This window comes from Lysobacter silvisoli, from assembly GCF_003382365.1.
Classification (GTDB): Bacteria; Pseudomonadota; Gammaproteobacteria; order Xanthomonadales; family Xanthomonadaceae; genus Lysobacter; species Lysobacter silvisoli.
Genome location: NZ_QTSU01000001.1, coordinates 1,668,733 through 1,684,503, shown reverse-complemented (window position 1 = coordinate 1,684,503; position 15,771 = coordinate 1,668,733). Strand labels below are relative to the sequence as shown.

Sequence of the window (15,771 nt, the reverse complement as noted above, 5' to 3'; positions counted from 1 at the left end):
CAGGGCGGGCGTCGGCCTGGGTTCCGTTCTGGCGTCGCGGCTCACGCCGGTCCCGCAGAAAGCACGAGGCCGGGAATCCCCGGCCTCGTGCTGTGCGATCGCGAGACTATAAGGCGTCAGTGACCGCCCGCCGCGGCCGCGCCGCCGCCGGCCTTGGCGGTGAACGGCGGCTTGGCGAACCAGACGAACACGATCACCGCCAGGAAGATCAGCCCGAGCAGGTGGAAGATCTCGTTGAAGCCGATCTGCGCGGCCTGGTTGGAGATCATGCGCTCCAGCATGGCCGCGCCGGTCTGCAGGTTGCCGCCGCCCATGCGGGTCGCGGTCTCGATCAGGTTGGGGTCGTAGGCCGACAGCTTCTCGGTCAGGTGGGCGTGGTGCACGGCGCCGCGCTCGGTCCAGGCATAGGTGGTCAGCGAGGCGGCGAAGCTGCCGCCCAGCGTGCGCATGAAGGTGGCCAGGCCGGAACCGGCCGCGATCTCGTGCGGCTGCAGGTCCGACAGCAGGATCTGCAGCACCGGCATGAAGAACAGCGCTACGCCGAAGCCCTGGAACAACTGGACCATGGCGATGTGGTCGAAGTCCACGTCCAGGTTGAAGCCCGAGCGCGCGAAGCTGGTCAGCGACATGGCCACGAACGCCAGCGTGGCCAGCCAGCGCAGATCGAACTTGTGCGCGTACTTGCCCACGAACGGCGTCAACAGCACCGGCAGGATGCCGATGGGCGCGGTGGCGAAACCGGCCCAGATCGCGGTGAAGCCCAGGTTGCGCTGCAGCCACAGCGGCACCAGGATGCCGACGCTGAAGAACGCGGCGTAGGCGATCACCATCGCCGCCGTGCCGGCGCTGAAGTTGCGGTGCCGGAACAGGCGCAGGTTGACGATGGGGTCCTTGTCGGTGAGCTCCCAGATCACGAACACCGCCAGCGAGATCGCCGAGACGATGGCCAGGATCACGATCAGGTTGGAGCGGAACCAGTCCTCGTCGTTGCCCAGGTCGAGCAGGATCTGCAGCGCGCCCACGCCGATCACCAGGGTGATCAGGCCGATGTAGTCCATCTTCGGCTTTTCCAGCTTTTCCGGACGGCCGCGCAGCTGGCTGCCGACCACCAGGCTGGCGAAGATGCCGATGGGCACGTTGATGAAGAAGATCCATTCCCAGCTGTAGTTGTCGGTGATCCAGCCGCCCAGGATCGGGCCGGCGATGGGCGCGACCACGGTGACCATGGCCAGCAGCGCGATCGCCTGGCCGCGTTTGTGCGGTGGGTAGATCGAGATCAGCAGCGCCTGGGTGATCGGGTACATCGGCCCGGCGACGAAGCCCTGCAGCGCGCGCGCGGCGACCAGCAGGCCCATGCTGTTGGCCAGGCCGCACAGCAGCGACGCGATCACGAACAGGAAGGTGGCCCAGACGAACAGCTTGCGTTCGCCGAAGTGGCGGGTGAGCCAGCCGGTCAGCGGCAGGGCGATGGCGTTGCTGACGGCGAAGGAGGTGATGACCCAGGTGGCCTGATTGGCGCTGCCGCCGAGGTTGCCGGAGATGGTCGGCAGCGAGACGTTGGCGATGGTCAGGTCGAGCACCTGCATGAACGACGCCAGCGCCAGGCCCAGCGTGGTCAGCGGAATGTTCGGCGGCCGGAAGCCGGCTTGCGGAGCGGGCGCGGCAGCGGTGGCGGTAGCGGACATGGAACGGCCTTGAAGAGGGGCGGCGCGCGTTCGTCGCGGTGTTCGTCGCTGAAAGGGGCAACGTCGCGATCGCTTGCGGCGTCGGTACGGGTGGTTCGCCGCCGCCCGGCGCGCGGGCGGATCGGCGGGAGCGCGGCACGCAACCGCGCTCCCCGGGTGTCAGCCGTGGCGGCCGGGCAGGTTCTGGTTGACGATCTTTTCGATCAGCGCGTCGGCGTCGGCCAGTTGCTTGGCGTAGGCATCGGTGGTCAGCACCGGCTTGGACGGCGGCGCGGTCGACAGCATGGCGCCGTCGCGGTCGTGGATGTCCACGTCCACGTGCATGCTCAGGCCCAGGCGCAGCGGATGCTCGGCGACCTGCTTGCGGTCCACTTCGATGCGCACCGGCACGCGCTGCACGATCTTGATCCAGTTGCCGCTGGCGTTCTGCGCCGGCAGCAGGGCGAAGGCGCTGCCGGTACCCATGCCGATCGCGGCGACCTTGCCCTGGTAAGCCACGTCGCTGCCGTAGAGATCCGAATGCAGTTCCACCGGCTGGCCGATGCGCATGTCGTTGAGCTGGGTTTCCTTGAAGTTGGCGTCCACCCATACCTGTTCCAGCGGCACCACGGTCATCAGGGTGGCGCCCGGCTGCACGCGCTGGCCCAGCTGCACGTTGCGCTTGGCGACGTAGCCCGAGACCGGCGCGACGATCGCCGCGCGCTGCAGGTTGAGGTAGGCCTGGCGCAGTTGCGCGGCGGCGGCGGCCACCTGCGGCTGCTTGGCCAGGGTGGTGGCGTCGACCAGGGCGCGGTTGCGTGACAGGGTGCCGCGCGAGGACGACAGCGAGGCTTCGGCCGCGGCCAGCTCGTCGCGTGCGTGCGCCAGTTCTTCGGCCGAGACCGCGCCGGTGGCGACCAGGCCTTCGCGGCGCTTCACGTCGGCGCGGGCCTTCTGCACCGCGACTTCGCGCGCGCTCAGGTCGGCCTGGCCGGCGTCGACCGCGCTGTACAGGCCGCGCACCTGGCGCACCGTGTTGGCCAGGTTGGCCACGGCTTGTTCGTAGGCGACCTGGGCATCGTTGGGGTCCAGCTGCACCAGCACCTGGCCGGCCTGGACCTTCATGCCGTCGTCGGCGCCGATGCCGACCACGGTGCCGACGGACTGCGGAGTGATGGCGACGATGTTGCCCTGCACGTAGGCGTCGTCGGTGCCCTGGTGCCAGCGCGCGACCAGCAGGTACCACGCGGTCCAGGCGATCGCGGCGACGATCACCACGGCCAGCAGGAGGAGCAGGAACTTGCGGCGCTTGCCGTTGCCGGCGGCCGCCGGGGCGGCGGCTTGCGGATTGATTTCGGTGGTCATGGCGTGGAGGCCTTGAGGTCGGACTGAGTAAGAGCGGAGATGTCGGAAGTAGGAGAGGTCAGGCTGAGCCCGCCGCCCAGCGCGCGATCGAGTTCGATCGCCGCGGCGTAGCGTTGCGCGCGCAGCGCGGCGATCTGCTGATCCAGCTGCAGCAGCGGGCGTTGCGCCGAGAGCACGTCGAGCTGGGTGCCCAGGCCGCCGCGATAGCGCGCGGCGGCCAGTTGCCAGGCCGACTGCGCGGCGTCGCGCGCGCGTTGCGCCGAGACCAGCTGCGCGTCCAGCGAACGCGCCGATTGCAGCGCGTCGGCGACGTCGCGCAGCGCGCCCACCAGGCTCTGGTTGTAGTCGGCCACGGCCAGGTCGAAGTCGGCGTCGCTCTTGGCCAGCTGGTTGCGCAGGCGGCCGCCGTCGAAGATCGGCAGGCTGATCGCCGGGCCGCCCTGCACCAGCAACGCGTCGCCGGTGAACAGGTCGGACAGGCCACCGGAGGCCAGGCCGATCATCGCGCTGAGGTTCACCGTGGGATAGAACTCGGCCTTGCTCGCGTCGATGCCGTGCGCGGCCGCTTCCACGCGCCAGCGCGCGGCGACCACGTCGGGGCGGTGGCCCAGCAGTTCGCTGGAGGCCACGGCCGGAATCTGCGGCACCGGCGCGTTCAACAGCGCCGGCGCGGCGATGCTCAGGCCGCGGTCGGGGCCCTGGCCCATCAGCGCGGCGATGGCGTTGCGGGTGGCGTCGATCTGCTGCTGCGCGGCCTGTGCCTGCTGCTCGGCCGAGGCGACCGAACTTTCCGCGTTGCGGATCTGCAATTGGTTGTCCAGGCCGGCCTTGACGCGCTGGCGGCCCAGGTCGAGCAGTTGCTTGGCGCGCGCCTGCTCGGCGCGGGCCACGTCCTGCGCGGCATGCGCCTGCGCCAGCGACACATAGGCGCGGGCGATGTTGGCCGAAAGCGTGAGGCGGGCGGCCTGCGCTTCGACTTCGGCCGCGCGCGCCTGACCCAGCGCCGCCTGCCAGCGCGCGCGGTGGCCGCCCCACAGGTCGGGGCTGTACTTGAAGCTCAACGTCAGCAGCTCCACGCCACTGTAGTGGCCGCCCAGCGGTTCCGGCGCCACCGTCTCGGGCACGCGCACGCCGGCGTACTGCGCACCGGCGCCGACCGTGGCTTTACGCGCGGCGTCGGCCAGGCCGGCCTGGGCGATGGCCTGGCGCACGCGCGCGTCGGCCGCATCCAGGCTGGGCGTGCCGGCCAGGGCTTGCGCGATCAGCGCGTCCAACTGCGGGTCGCCCAACGCGGTCCACCAGTCTTGCTTGGGGAACGCGGCGTCGGACACCGCGTAGGCGCCGAGGCTGCGCTCGCTGTGCAGCGCATCGGCGTCCAGCGGACGGCCTTCGGGGGACAGGCCGCGGCTGCTGGCGCAGCCGGCCAGGATCAGCGCGGCGGCCAGGGCGGTCAGGGCGGGGCGCCACAAGCGGCGCGCGGGGGCGGGGAGGGTCATGGCTCAGGCATCGGAAGGGGTGAGGTTGTCGCGCACCTGTTCGAGCAGGCGCGTGAGCTGTTCGCGTTCGTGGTCGCTCATGCCGCTGAGCGCGCGCTCGCGTACGCGCTGACCACATTTGTTGATGTCCTGCCAAATGACGAGGCCGGCATCGGTCAGATGGATGTTCAAGGCGCGACGATCCGACGGATCGGCCACGCGCTCGACCAGGCCGCGGGCTTCGAGCTTGTCCAGCAACCGGGTCATGGCGCCGGGGTTGAGCTCGGCGGCGCGGGCCAGGTCGGTGACGCCGGCGGTGCCGTCGGCGAGCTTCTTCAGGGTGATGTACTGGCTGAAAGTCAGCTCGTGGCCGGCGGCGGCCAGTTCGCGTTCCATCTGCGCCCACATGGCGTCGCGGACCTGGCGGAACAGCAGGCCCAGGGTGGAGCCGCTGCAGGCGGGGGTGGGGACGGTCTTCATGGGGCGGCATATTGCTACCCCATGCAATAGTTGTCAATGCAAATATTGTTATTGCAATGGAACGGCGTGTCGCAGGCAGGCATGCGCGCCGCCCCGGCGGCGGCGTTTAATGATTAAATTCTGATAATTCAACGAATTAGAACGGATTCCTGGGGCGCTGTTCGGGCCCCGGCCGGTCACGCCATGACCGACAAAGCCAGCGCGTCGGCCAGCACATGGGCCAGGATCAACGGCCACAGCCGCCCTGTTCTCGCGTACCAGCCGGCGAAGATCAGCCCCAACGGCACGATGAACAGCACCCCGGCGCTGCCCTGGTAGAGGTGGTAGGCCGTGCGGATGGCGGTGCTGGCGTGGATCGCCGGCCACAGGCCCCAGCGCTCGCGCAGCGCCACGATCACGTAGGCGCAGACCAGGGCTTCCTCATAGAAGCCGTTGACCACCGATACCCCGAGCACCGCGGCCCAGCCCACGCCGTGTTCGAACGTGGGCTCGCGCAAGGCGACGCCGCTGTGGCTGGCCAAGGTCGCGAGCAAGGCGTAGCTGAGGTAGGCGGTGACCAACAGGGCCGGCCCGATCAGCAGGTCCGATTGCGCCCAGGGCCGGCTCAGCTGCGGCCAGGTCCAGCCGCGAGCGCTCAGCAACACGGTGAGCAGCGCCAGCGTCATCACTTCGAGGAACACGATGCCCCACAAGCCGCCGGCGGTGAATTCCGGCGCGGCGGCGGGCGGCGGCGGTCCGGCCAATACGCTGGCGGTGCTGCTGACGATCGCCCAGCCGAAGGCCAGCGCGATCACCGCGACGAATTCGGTGCGCGGCGAAAGAGAGCGCAGCCACTCCAGCATCGAAAACCCCGCAGCAGATCAGGTCCGGCGCAGCACCAGTTCCAGCACGAACTTGCTGCCGAAGAAGGCCAGCACCAGCAGCGCCATCGCCGCCAGGGTCCAGCGCACCGCGGTCACGCCGCGCCAGCCGTAGCGCCAGCGCCCCAGCAGCAGGCCGCCGAAGGCCAGCCACGACAGCACGCTGAGCGCGGTCTTGTGCACCAGGTGCTGGGCCAGCAGGTTCTCCACGAACAGCAGGCCGGTCAGCAAGGTCGCGCTGAGCAGCACGAAGCCGACCGCGATGGTGCGGAACAGCAGCGTCTCCAGTTCCACCAGCGGCGGCAGCGCGCGCAGCCAGCCGTGGAACTCGCGCCGGCGCAGCGCGCGTTCCTGCAGCCACAGCATCACCGCCAGCAGCGCGGCCACGGCCAGGGTGGCGTAAGCCAGCAGTGCGAACCAGGCATGCAGTTGCAGGCGCCAGTCCAATGGCTCGGCGAGGCGATGGCCGTACCACTGGTAGCCGAGCAGGGCCAGCGCGGCCAGCGGGAACACCACCACGCCCAGCGCGGCCATGCGCCCGGACGCACCGACGATCGCGGTCAGCGCGGCCATGCCCAGCCCCACCAGCGACAGCGCGGCGAAGAAATGCAGGTCGGTGCCGCCGGCGAGCTGCCAGGCCGTCAGGTGGGCCGCGCCGTGCAGCAGCACCGCCAGATCCGCCGGCAGCAGCCACAGCCGCGCCTTGCGGCCGCCGTCGCGACGCACCGCCGCCACCAGCAGGCCGGCGGCGATCAGGTAGAGGGCGACGGCAATGAGAACGATTGTCATCGCCGCAGTGTGGCATAAGTGCCGGGATTGGTGATTCGCGATGGGCGATCTGTAGAGGCCGCGCCGCTTCGATCCGTCATCCCCGCGAACGCGGGGATCCAGAGCGCCCGCGCTGCCTCGTTCCTGGCCGCCCCCAGCGCCGCCCGGCCGGGCCGGTATACTTGCCGCCCCCGACGTCCAGCAGCCGCTCCGCCCATGTTCGAATCCCTGACCCAACGCCTGTCCGGCACCATCGAGCGCCTGCGCGGCCGCGGCCGTCTGACCGAAGAGAACATCCGCGAGGCCACCCGCGAGGTGCGCATCGCCCTGCTCGAGGCCGACGTGGCCCTGCCGGTGGTGCAGGCCCTGATCGAGCGCATCAAGGTGCGCGCGGTCGGCCAGGAAGTGCTCAAGTCGCTGACCCCCGGCCAGGCCCTGATCAAGGTCGTGCGCGACGAGCTCACCGCGGTGATGGGCTCGCAGGCCGCCGATCTGAACCTCAACGTGCCGGCGCCGGCGGTGATCCTGATGGCCGGCCTGCAGGGCGCGGGCAAGACCACCACCGTGGGCAAGCTCGCCAAGCACCTGAAGGAACGCCGCAAGAAGAAGGTCATGGTGGTGTCGGCCGACGTCTACCGCCCGGCCGCGATCGAGCAGCTCAAGACCCTGGCCGAGCAAGTGGACGTGCTGTTCTTCCCGTCCGCGCCCGAGCAGAAGCCCGAAGCCATCGTCAAGGCGGCCATCGACGACGCGCGCAAGTCCTACGTCGACGTGCTGATCGTCGACACCGCCGGCCGCACCAGCATCGACGCGGCGATGATGGCCGAGATCAAGGCGCTGCATGCGGCGGTGACGCCGGTGGAAACGCTGTTCGTGGTCGACTCCATGACCGGCCAGGACGCCGCGGTCACCGCCAAGCACTTCAGCGAAGCGCTGCCGCTGACCGGCGTGGTCCTGACCAAGACCGACGGCGACGCGCGCGGCGGCGCCGCGCTGTCGGTGCGCTACATCACCGGCAAGCCGATCAAGTTCATCGGCGTGGGCGAAAAGCCCGACGGCCTGGACGTGTTCCATCCCGACCGCGTCGCCAGCCGCATCCTGGACATGGGCGACGTGCTGTCGCTGGTGGAGCAGGTCGAGCAGCAGGTCGACAAGGACAAGGCGCAGAAGCTCGCCGAGAAGGTCGCCAAGGGCAAGAAGTTCGACCTCAACGACATGAAGGACCAGCTCGAGCAGATGCAGAACATGGGCGGCCTGCACGGGCTCATGGACAAGCTGCCGGGCATGGGCCAGATTCCCGATGCGGTCAAGAACCAGGTCACCGGCAAGGAAGTGCCGCGCATGGTCGCGATCATCAACTCGATGACCAAGAAGGAGCGGCGCAACCCGGCCCTGCTCAACGGCTCGCGCCGCGCGCGCATCGCCAAGGGCGCCGGCATGACCCCGGCCGACGTCAACAAGCTCATGAAGCAGTTCCAGCAAATGGAAAAGATGATGAGCAAGCTCTCCGGCGGCGGCATGAAGGGCCTGATGCGGGGCATGCGCGGCATGATGGGCGGCCGCGGCGGCGGCATGCCGTTCCGCTGATCGCGGAGCACCATCGCGCGAAGGAAAACGGCGGCCTCGGCCGCCGTTTTCGTTTTCCGTCGCCCAGCCTGCTTTTGATCTCTGTGGGAGCGGCGTGAGCCGCGATCGCGAAACGCGGCAACTGCGAACGCATCGCAAGCGGAGTTCGGCCTCGAATCGAATCGCGGCTCACGCCGCTCCCACAGAAGCCGATCGCTCCGCTTTGGGGTAGGAGCGGCGTGAGCCGCGACCCGATTCCGATCGAATTCCGGCGACCGGCTTTGGCCGCGCCAACGCCTGCCGCATGGGTACACCAACGCCGTATCGCCCGCTGCGATGGCGTTCACCGCGCATCGCCAGACCAACGGCGCGCGCCGTCTCGATGAGGGAGACGGCCGAAGCCGATCATAGTCCGGCAGCGCAAGGCAGGACCGCCACGCGCTGCACAGTCGCCACCGACTGGCCGCCGGCGCGCTCGCGCCGGCGGGTTCGCCATCGGCCGCGCTGCCCCGGGGAAGGGTGCCGCGGCCGCCATCAAGGAGAGAAGTGCCCATGACGAAGACGTTCCGCCGTTGCACCGCCATCGCCCTCGCGTTCGCGGGTTTGTTCGCCGTTTCCGCGCAGGCGGAGACGGTGTTTTCCACCACCAGCCAGGACGGCGATCCGGTCGGTCTCGGCCAGTCCGCGGTCTTTACCGACACCGACTCGGCCATGACCTTCGAAGGCGATGCGCACTCCATCCGCATGACCGTCGCGCGCGACGACGATCACTGGTACGTGTCGCTGGGCGCGCCGACGCAGCGCAGGTTCGAGGTCGGCCGTTACTACCACGCCGAACATCCGACCCTGCGCACCGGCCGCGCGCCGTTCGTGTACATGGCCAACACCGGCCGCCGCTGCAACGACCTGTGGGGCGAGATCCACATCCAGCAGGTCGAGTACGACCGCCAGGGCCGGATTGCGGCGCTGGAGGCCACCGTGCTGCAGCGCTGCGACAACGCCACCGCGCCGGTGCTGGCGGCGGTGATCCGCCACAACGTCGCGCCGTACTCGCTGAAGTTCGTCAGCGGCGGCGACGACCCGGTCGGGCTGGGGCAGCAGAAGACCTATCTGGGCGACACCAGCACCTTCGCGCTGAACGGCGATACCGGCTACATGCACCTGACTGTCAGCGGCCAGCGCGACGTCTGGCGCATCGACCTGATGCCGTCGCCGGGCACGGCGATCCAGCCCGGTACCTGGCCCATCGGTACCACGACCGGCCCGATGTTCATGTTCGACCGCCCGACTGGGGGGCGCTGCTCCTGGATCAGCGGCGGGCAGGTCGAGGTCAAGGGGGTGCGCTACGACTCCCTGGACGGCCGCATGACCGGTATCCATCTGGAGTTCCAGCAGTTCTGCGACGGTGCGGACAAGCCGCTGACCGGCACCGTCCGTTACGGCATGTAAGCCAGGGCTGAGGCGTTACGGGTCCCGCCACGGAAGGCGGGACCGGCCAGGGATGGCCAGACGACGGGGCGGGCGGCGGGTCCAGGGAGGGGCCTGCCGCCGCGCCGATGCGGGGCGGGGCGGCGATCCGCGCCGCCGGGAGCGGCCGACTTTGCCTAAGCCCGCGAATCAGTTACACTTTCCGGCTTACCCCGTCATTCCGACGGCTGGGCAACACAGGAAATAGCAAACATGGTCAAGATCCGCCTGACCCGTGGCGGCGCCAAGAAGCGTCCGTTCTACCACATCATCGTCACCGACAGCCGCAGCGCCCGCGACGGCCGCAACATCGAGCGCGTCGGTTACTACAACCCCGTTGCCACCGGCAACGAGAAGCCGGTCGAGCTCGACCTCGAGCGCGTGAAGCATTGGGTGGGCCAGGGCGCGCAGCTGACCGACAAGGTCGCCGCCCTGTACAAGCAGGCCGCCAAGGCCGCTCCGGCCGCCTAAGGCGCTCCGCCGCGCGCCCCGCGCGCGGCGGTCCCTTTCCGGTCTGTCTCAGATGAGCGATAGCGGGCGCCGCATCCTGCTGGGCAGGGTGCTCGGCGCCTTCGGCGTTCGTGGCGAAGCCAAGCTGGAGTCCTGGACCCAGCCGCGCAGCGCGATTTTCCGCTACCAGCCCTGGATCGTGCGCGACCCGCAAGGGCGCGAGCGCGAGCTCAGCGGCGTACGCGGCCGCGAAAGCGGCAAGTTTCTGGTCGCGCAATGGCCGCAGGTAGAAGACCGCGACGCGGTCGAGGCGCTGCGCGGCACCGAAATCTACGTGCCGCGTTCGGCGCTGCCGCCGCCGCGCGACGGCGAGTACTACTGGGTGGATCTGGAAGGCCTGCGCGTGGTCACCGTCGACGGCGTGGCGCTGGGCACGGTTTCGCACCTGTTCGCCACCGGCGCCAACGACGTGCTGGTGGCGCGCGACGACGAACGCGAGCGCATGATTCCGTTCGTGATTCCGCAGTACGTGACTTCGGTGGATTTCGAGCAGGGGCTCGTGACCGTCGATTGGGATCCGGATTTCTAGGAAATAGAGGATAGAAGTCAGGCGTTGGCAGAAGCCGATTCCGCTCTTGCTATTTTCTGACTCCTACGCGCTAACTCCTGCCCTATGCGTATCGACATCGTCAGCCTGTTCCCCGAATTCGTCGCCCAGTGCGCCGCCTTCGGCGTGGTCGGCCGCGCCGGCGAGCGCGGGCTGCTGTCGCTGCACGGCTGGAACCCGCGCGACTACGCGCAAGGCAACTACCGCCGCGTCGACGACCGCCCCTTCGGCGGCGGGCCCGGCATGGTCATGCTGATCGAGCCGTTGCGCGACTGCCTGCGGGCCGCACGCGCGGCCGACCCGGCGCCGGCGCGGGTGATCTACCTGAGCCCCCAGGGCGCGCGCCTGACCCAGGACAAGGTGCGCGAGCTGGCCCAGAGCGAACGCCTGATCCTGCTCTGCGGCCGCTACGAAGGCGTGGACGAGCGCCTGCTCCAGGCCGAGGTGGACGAGGAACTGTCGATCGGCGACTACGTGCTGTCCGGCGGCGAATTGGCCGCGGCGGTGGTGGTGGACGCGGTCGCGCGCCTGCGCGAGGGCGTGCTCAACGACGCCGAGTCCGCGGTCCAGGACAGCTTCGAGGACGGCCTGCTGGACTGCCCGCACTACACCCGCCCGGTCGAGCATCCCCTGGGTGCGGTGCCGGAGGTGCTGCTGTCGGGCAACCACGCCCTGATCGCGCGCTGGCGGCGCCAGCAGTCGCTGGGCCGGACCTGGCTGCGGCGGCCTGATTTGTTGAACGAAGCCGCGCTTTCCAAGCAGGATCGGCGCCTGTTGGACGAATTTAAGGCCCAGATGGCCGCTGCGGATGGCGCCGGTGCCATGCCTGGGCCGGCCGAGCCGGCCGACGGCGAGCCCGCCGCCTAGGCGGAACGGGCTAAACGCTAGTCACACAAGGAAAAATGCCGCTATAATGCGCGGCTTCATTGCTCCATCCATGCCATGACGCGGGTCCTCGTGCACTCGCGCAACAACTAATCCAACAGGCCGTGCCATGAACAAGCCCTCGCTCAATACCCTGCTGCAGAACTTCGAAGCCGAACAGGTGCAGCGCCAGCTGCCGGACTTCGGCCCCGGCGACACCGTCGTCGTCAACGTCAAGGTCAAGGAAGGCAACCGCGAACGCGTCCAGGCCTACGAAGGCGTGGTCATCGGCAAGAAGAACGCCGGTCTGAACTCGTCGTTCACCGTGCGCAAGATCTCGCACGGCTTCGGCGTCGAGCGCGTGTTCCAGACCCACAGCGCGATCATCGACTCGGTCGAAGTCAAGCGCCGCGGTAAGGTGCGTTCGGGCAAGCTGTACTACCTGCGCGGCCTGGAAGGCAAGAAGGCGCGCATCCGCGAAGACCTGGCCGCCTACGCGCGCGCCAAGAACGCCGCCGTCACCGAGTAATTCCGCGACGCGCGCCAGGCGCGCAGCGCGAGAAAACGGCCGCCGCGAGGCGGCCGTTTTCGTTGGCGGATTGCGCGATGCGCTACATTTCGTCCGGAATGTCTCATGCCGCAGGAGCGCACGCATGCAACCGGTTCTGTCCGTAGGCGATATCTGCACCTATCCTCGCAGCGACGGAGGCTGGGGGTTCTTCTGGGTGCAGCGCATCGACCCCATGCCTGACGGCGAGCAGGCGCTGTCGCTGCGCAAATTCAACGTGCACACAGGCGACGAAGTGCTGGCCGAGCACATTGACGACGTCGCCGAGCTCATGGGCCTGCCGCTGCTCAACCATTTCCCCATCGTCGCCAGCCGGGTGCTCGAAGCCTCGCCACGGGTGATCGGCTCGATGCCGGTGGCCGAGGCGGACCTGGAGGGGTATCGGATCTGGCGCGAGGCCTACGGCAAAGGCGAGGCGGGTGTGTTCACCCTGGCGCTGGAAGAGATCTGAGCTTTGCCGATGGGCGGATCGCTGCGGTCATTGCGAATCCGGTGCGGCGCCCTAAGTTTGAATCCGATGAAACCCAATTCCGACACCTCCCATTCCGCGGCCCCGGCCGCAGCCGGCGTACGCCTGGACCTGTGGCTGTGGGCCGCGCGCTTCTACAAGACCCGCAGCCTGGCGCGCACCGCGATCGACACCGGCAAGGTCGAGATCGGCGGCCAGCGCGCCAAGGCCTCGCGCACCGTGCGCGCGGGCGACGCGTTGCGCGTGGTGCGCGGCGAGGAGCAGTTCGAACTGCAGGTGCTCGCGCTCAGCGACACGCGCGGACCGGCCAGCGTGGCGCAGACGCTGTACGCGGAAACCGAGGCCTCTCGCGCCGCGCGCGAAGCGGCGCGTGCGTTGCGGGCGGCCGAACGCAACGGCTATCGCGCGCCGGAAACCAAGCCGGATAAGCGCGCCAGGCGGTTGATACGGGCGTTGGGGGATATCGATGCGTTGTGAGGGCGCGTGCGGTGTCGGGTCCGGAAGCGTGGAGGTGAGGTAACGCTGTGGGTTGCTGCCCCGCGCGCCCTCACCCCAACCCCTCTCCCGTAAACGGGAGAGGGGCTAAAGCAGGCATTATCATCACCGACTTCAACCAGCACCCCGGCCCGACCGCATAGCGGTCGGGCGCTCGGTGCAGCGCGAGCCAGTGGCTCGCAAGCGCTGCCCCTCACCCCGTTTACGGGAGAGGGTTAGGGTGAGGGGGTGAGCGCAAAGCGCGAATGCTCTTGCCCCTCGCTCGAGCGCCGAACTCGCAGTACCAATAGAAGACCCGAAGGGCGGCGCACAGGATGTGCGCCGTTTTTCGCTGGCACAGGGATGTGCCATCGAAAAATCCCCGCGCCAACTCCGCTCTCGCACGGGAGCTCTGGCGAAGCGTTTTTCCTTGGTTACTTTCTTTTGACGCTTATCAAAAGAAAGTGACCCGGCCGCTTGCGGACGGAAGCTGTTGCTGTTGCTTAAGAGCCAAAGCAAATCCCCCTCAATCCCCCTTTGTCAGAGGGGGAAGACAAGCAAAGGCGGAAGCGCAGAGCTACGCCGTAGGTGCGAATTCGCGGTCGCAGCTTGCGCAGCTCCTACAGGGGCGATCGCGGCCTTCGTCGTAGTTGCGGATACTCGGTCGCGGCTCACGCCGCTCCTACCCCGAGGCGCAGGCCGGGCAAAACGACAACGGCCGCGTCGAGCGCGGCCGTTGTTTGCGAGCTGAGGGTGGCGAGCGCTTAGCGGTTGCCGCCGCCCAGCAGGCCGCCGCCGATCTTGAGCAGGTCGCCCAGGCCGAGCTGGCCGTCGCCGTCCTGGTCCAGCACCGCGCCGAGCAGGCCGCCGGCGCCGCTGTCCTGCTGGATGCGCTGCCGCTCCTGGCCGAGCACGTCGCCCAGTGCCTGCGGCGAGGCCTGACGGCCGCCGCCGCCGGAGAACATGCGCTGCGCCAGGTAGGACAGCACGATCGGCGCCAGGATCTTGAGCAGGGTATTGGCCTGCCCGCCGCCCAGGCCGGTGGCCTGGCCCAGGCCCTGTGCCGCGGTGTCCTGGCGGCCGCCGAAGATGTGGCCGAGGATGCCGGCGCCGTCGGTCTGACGGCTGGCGCCGCCGCCCAGCACCGCGCCCAGCACGCTGCCGATGTCCAGGCCGCTGCCGGCGCCGCCGGCGTGGTCGCGCTGCAGCGCGCCGAACAGCGCCTCGGCGCCCTGCGGCTGGCTGGCGTTGCGGCCCAGCGCGCCCAGCAGCAGCGGCAGCGCCGCCGACACCGCGCCCGCGGTCTGCGACTGCGACAGGCCCAGCTGGCTGCTCATCTGTTCCAGCGGCTGGCCCTGGAGTTGGCGGAGGAGGTCGTCGGTCATCGAACTCATGGGGGCGTGTCCTGTTAGCGGTGGAAGCCGATCCTAGCGCTGTTTGGCGCGGCCGTGGTGACGGCCACGGCGGGGCCCGGCGCGGCCGGAAAGCGGTATGTAATCAGTGTGTAGTGGCTCCACATCGAGCGACAGGGGCAGGGGTTGCGCGCTCCGGATCGGCGGCGGCCGGGCGGCACCCTCTACAGGATGAAGACAGGCGCGCAGCGGCCCGAATCGGCATCGCCCTCGCGAGGTGCAACGGTCAAGATGGAGCCCCGCGACCGCCGCTTCCGCCGCTACCTGGACCGAGCCTCGATGACCCCAGCGCCCGACGCGTCCGAGAACGCGGCCCGCCCCGATCCCGACACCGCCCTGGCGCCGTGGCGCGCGCGCTGGTCGCTGCAGCCCGACGGTGCCGCCTTCGACACGCCGTCCAGCGCCTTGCAACCGGTGCGGCACGCAGGCCAGCCTGCGATGCTCAAGCTGGCCTACGACGCCGAAGAACAGCGCAGCGGCGTGCTGATGCGCTGGTGGGACGGCGACGGCGCCGCGCGCGTGCTCGCGTGCGAGGGTCCGGTGCTGTTGCTGGAACGCGCGACCGGCGGCGATACCCTGCTCGCCATGGCCGGCGACGGCCGCGACGCGCAGGCCTGCCGCATCCTTTGCGACGTGGCCCAGCGCCTGCACGGCCATCCGCATGCGCCGCCGCAGGGCTTGGTGCCGCTGCCGCGTTATTTCGATTCGCTGGAACAGGCTGCGCGCGATCACGGCGGCCTGTACGCCACCGCCTGGTCGATCGCGCACGAACTGCTGTCGCAGCCCTGGCCACCGGTGCCGCTGCACGGCGATCTGCACCACGAGAACGTGCTCGATTTCGGCCCGCAGCGCGGCTGGCTGGCGATCGATCCCAAGCGTGTGATCGGCGAGCGTGGCTACGACTATGCGACCCAACTGGGCGACCCCTTGCAGCTGGGCGACGAACTGCCCGGGCGGTTGGCGGGCCGTTTGGACATCGTCACCGAAGCCGGCGGCATCCCGCGTTCGCGCATGCTGCGCTGGGTGGTGGCGCAGCAAGGTCTGTCCGCGGCCTGGCATCTGGAAGACGACGAGGAAGACGAAGCCGAGCTGCCGCTGTCGGTGCTGCGGGCGGCGTTGGTCCTGGGTGCGGGCGAGGGCAGCGACTGAGCGCCACGCCGCGGTCCGTTACCCGCGTCGCGGCTCACGCCGCTCCTAGCCCAAAGCCAGCGTGCCGCATCGCTTTCGTGCAGGAGCGGCCCAAGCCGCGGCCGCGCACCCGCGGCGGCGACTCCGATTACGC

Annotated in this window: 16 protein-coding genes; 9 read left to right on the top strand and 7 right to left on the bottom strand. The window is 69.4% G+C overall.

What is annotated here, in order from left to right; all coding sequences use genetic code 11:
• Window positions 1-116: 116 nt before the first annotated feature.
• From DX914_RS07365 to DX914_RS07340, 6 genes are all read right to left on the bottom strand, one after another.
• Window positions 117-1,685, bottom strand: a complete 1,569-nt coding sequence (locus tag DX914_RS07365; RefSeq protein ID WP_115858351.1) for a DHA2 family efflux MFS transporter permease subunit — start codon at window positions 1,683-1,685, stop codon at window positions 117-119.
• 159 nt (window positions 1,686-1,844) lie between these two features.
• The gene (locus DX914_RS07360) at window positions 1,845-3,029 is read right to left on the bottom strand and encodes an HlyD/EmrA/EmrK family protein (RefSeq protein ID WP_115858350.1); all 1,185 of its coding nucleotides are present in this window, start codon (window positions 3,027-3,029) and stop codon (window positions 1,845-1,847) included.
• Window positions 3,026-4,525: an efflux transporter outer membrane subunit gene (locus tag DX914_RS07355; protein WP_115858349.1), complete on the bottom strand. Its 1,500-nt coding sequence runs from the start codon at window positions 4,523-4,525 to the stop codon at window positions 3,026-3,028. The genes DX914_RS07360 and DX914_RS07355 overlap by 4 nt, the downstream gene beginning before the upstream one ends.
• 3 nt (window positions 4,526-4,528) lie before the next feature.
• The gene (locus DX914_RS07350; RefSeq protein ID WP_115858348.1) at window positions 4,529-4,984 is read right to left on the bottom strand and encodes a MarR family winged helix-turn-helix transcriptional regulator; all 456 of its coding nucleotides are present in this window, start codon (window positions 4,982-4,984) and stop codon (window positions 4,529-4,531) included.
• A 176-nt stretch (window positions 4,985-5,160) separates the two neighbouring features.
• On the bottom strand, window positions 5,161-5,826 hold the full coding sequence (locus tag DX914_RS07345; protein ID WP_115858347.1) for a CPBP family intramembrane glutamic endopeptidase: 666 nt from the start codon (window positions 5,824-5,826) through the stop codon (window positions 5,161-5,163).
• An 18-nt stretch (window positions 5,827-5,844) separates the two neighbouring features.
• The gene (locus DX914_RS07340) at window positions 5,845-6,633 is read right to left on the bottom strand and encodes a cytochrome C assembly family protein (RefSeq protein ID WP_115858346.1); all 789 of its coding nucleotides are present in this window, start codon (window positions 6,631-6,633) and stop codon (window positions 5,845-5,847) included.
• Between the two features lie 195 nt (window positions 6,634-6,828).
• Between DX914_RS07340 and ffh the strand changes: the two genes are divergently transcribed.
• From ffh to DX914_RS07300, 8 genes are all read left to right on the top strand, one after another.
• Window positions 6,829-8,199, top strand: coding sequence for a signal recognition particle protein (gene ffh / locus DX914_RS07335; RefSeq protein WP_115858345.1), 1,371 nt, complete (start codon window positions 6,829-6,831; stop codon window positions 8,197-8,199).
• Between the two features lie 531 nt (window positions 8,200-8,730).
• On the top strand, window positions 8,731-9,627 hold the full coding sequence (locus DX914_RS07330; RefSeq protein ID WP_115858344.1) for a hypothetical protein: 897 nt from the start codon (window positions 8,731-8,733) through the stop codon (window positions 9,625-9,627).
• A gap of 231 nt (window positions 9,628-9,858) precedes the next feature.
• Complete coding sequence (gene rpsP, locus DX914_RS07325) at window positions 9,859-10,116, top strand: 30S ribosomal protein S16 (RefSeq protein WP_115858343.1); 258 nt, start codon at window positions 9,859-9,861, stop codon at window positions 10,114-10,116.
• A 52-nt stretch (window positions 10,117-10,168) separates the two neighbouring features.
• Complete coding sequence (gene rimM / locus DX914_RS07320; protein WP_115858342.1) at window positions 10,169-10,684, top strand: ribosome maturation factor RimM; 516 nt, start codon at window positions 10,169-10,171, stop codon at window positions 10,682-10,684.
• 84 nt (window positions 10,685-10,768) lie between these two features.
• The gene (gene trmD, locus DX914_RS07315; protein ID WP_115858341.1) at window positions 10,769-11,569 is read left to right on the top strand and encodes a tRNA (guanosine(37)-N1)-methyltransferase TrmD; all 801 of its coding nucleotides are present in this window, start codon (window positions 10,769-10,771) and stop codon (window positions 11,567-11,569) included.
• Window positions 11,570-11,696: 127 nt separating this feature from the next.
• Window positions 11,697-12,095, top strand: coding sequence for a 50S ribosomal protein L19 (gene rplS / locus DX914_RS07310; RefSeq protein WP_115858340.1), 399 nt, complete (start codon window positions 11,697-11,699; stop codon window positions 12,093-12,095).
• A 124-nt stretch (window positions 12,096-12,219) separates the two neighbouring features.
• A complete protein-coding gene (locus tag DX914_RS07305; RefSeq protein ID WP_115858339.1) occupies window positions 12,220-12,585 on the top strand; it encodes a hypothetical protein in 366 nt (121 codons plus the stop codon).
• A 66-nt stretch (window positions 12,586-12,651) separates the two neighbouring features.
• Window positions 12,652-13,080 carry an RNA-binding S4 domain-containing protein gene (locus DX914_RS07300; protein ID WP_115858338.1) on the top strand — a complete coding sequence of 143 codons (429 nt, stop codon included), beginning with the start codon at window positions 12,652-12,654 and terminating at the stop codon, window positions 13,078-13,080.
• A 761-nt stretch (window positions 13,081-13,841) separates the two neighbouring features.
• Here DX914_RS07300 and DX914_RS07295 read toward each other — a convergent pair.
• Window positions 13,842-14,471 (bottom strand): DUF937 domain-containing protein, encoded by a 630-nt coding sequence (locus DX914_RS07295; protein WP_115858337.1) that lies wholly within the window; start codon window positions 14,469-14,471, stop codon window positions 13,842-13,844.
• 249 nt (window positions 14,472-14,720) lie between these two features.
• Here DX914_RS07295 and DX914_RS07290 point away from each other — a divergent pair, with 249 nt between their 5' ends.
• Window positions 14,721-15,638 carry an aminoglycoside phosphotransferase family protein gene (locus DX914_RS07290; protein WP_231118173.1) on the top strand — a complete coding sequence of 306 codons (918 nt, stop codon included), beginning with the start codon at window positions 14,721-14,723 and terminating at the stop codon, window positions 15,636-15,638.
• Window positions 15,639-15,771 lie beyond the last annotated feature (133 nt).

Coding starts and splice junctions, on each gene's coding strand:
- DX914_RS07360 (WP_115858350.1), bottom strand. CDS start 3,029: ATGACCACCGAAATCAATCCGCAAGCCGCCGCCCCGGCGGCCGCCGGC.
- DX914_RS07290 (WP_231118173.1), top strand. CDS start 14,721: ATGGAGCCCCGCGACCGCCGCTTCCGCCGCTACCTGGACCGAGCCTCG.
- DX914_RS07295 (WP_115858337.1), bottom strand. CDS start 14,471: ATGAGTTCGATGACCGACGACCTCCTCCGCCAACTCCAGGGCCAGCCG.
- rimM (WP_115858342.1), top strand. CDS start 10,169: ATGAGCGATAGCGGGCGCCGCATCCTGCTGGGCAGGGTGCTCGGCGCC.
- DX914_RS07330 (WP_115858344.1), top strand. CDS start 8,731: ATGACGAAGACGTTCCGCCGTTGCACCGCCATCGCCCTCGCGTTCGCG.
- DX914_RS07355 (WP_115858349.1), bottom strand. CDS start 4,525: ATGACCCTCCCCGCCCCCGCGCGCCGCTTGTGGCGCCCCGCCCTGACC.
- rplS (WP_115858340.1), top strand. CDS start 11,697: ATGAACAAGCCCTCGCTCAATACCCTGCTGCAGAACTTCGAAGCCGAA.
- DX914_RS07365 (WP_115858351.1), bottom strand. CDS start 1,685: ATGTCCGCTACCGCCACCGCTGCCGCGCCCGCTCCGCAAGCCGGCTTC.
- trmD (WP_115858341.1), top strand. CDS start 10,769: ATGCGTATCGACATCGTCAGCCTGTTCCCCGAATTCGTCGCCCAGTGC.
- DX914_RS07340 (WP_115858346.1), bottom strand. CDS start 6,633: ATGACAATCGTTCTCATTGCCGTCGCCCTCTACCTGATCGCCGCCGGC.
- rpsP (WP_115858343.1), top strand. CDS start 9,859: ATGGTCAAGATCCGCCTGACCCGTGGCGGCGCCAAGAAGCGTCCGTTC.
- DX914_RS07345 (WP_115858347.1), bottom strand. CDS start 5,826: ATGCTGGAGTGGCTGCGCTCTCTTTCGCCGCGCACCGAATTCGTCGCG.
- DX914_RS07350 (WP_115858348.1), bottom strand. CDS start 4,984: ATGAAGACCGTCCCCACCCCCGCCTGCAGCGGCTCCACCCTGGGCCTG.
- DX914_RS07305 (WP_115858339.1), top strand. CDS start 12,220: ATGCAACCGGTTCTGTCCGTAGGCGATATCTGCACCTATCCTCGCAGC.
- DX914_RS07300 (WP_115858338.1), top strand. CDS start 12,652: ATGAAACCCAATTCCGACACCTCCCATTCCGCGGCCCCGGCCGCAGCC.
- ffh (WP_115858345.1), top strand. CDS start 6,829: ATGTTCGAATCCCTGACCCAACGCCTGTCCGGCACCATCGAGCGCCTG.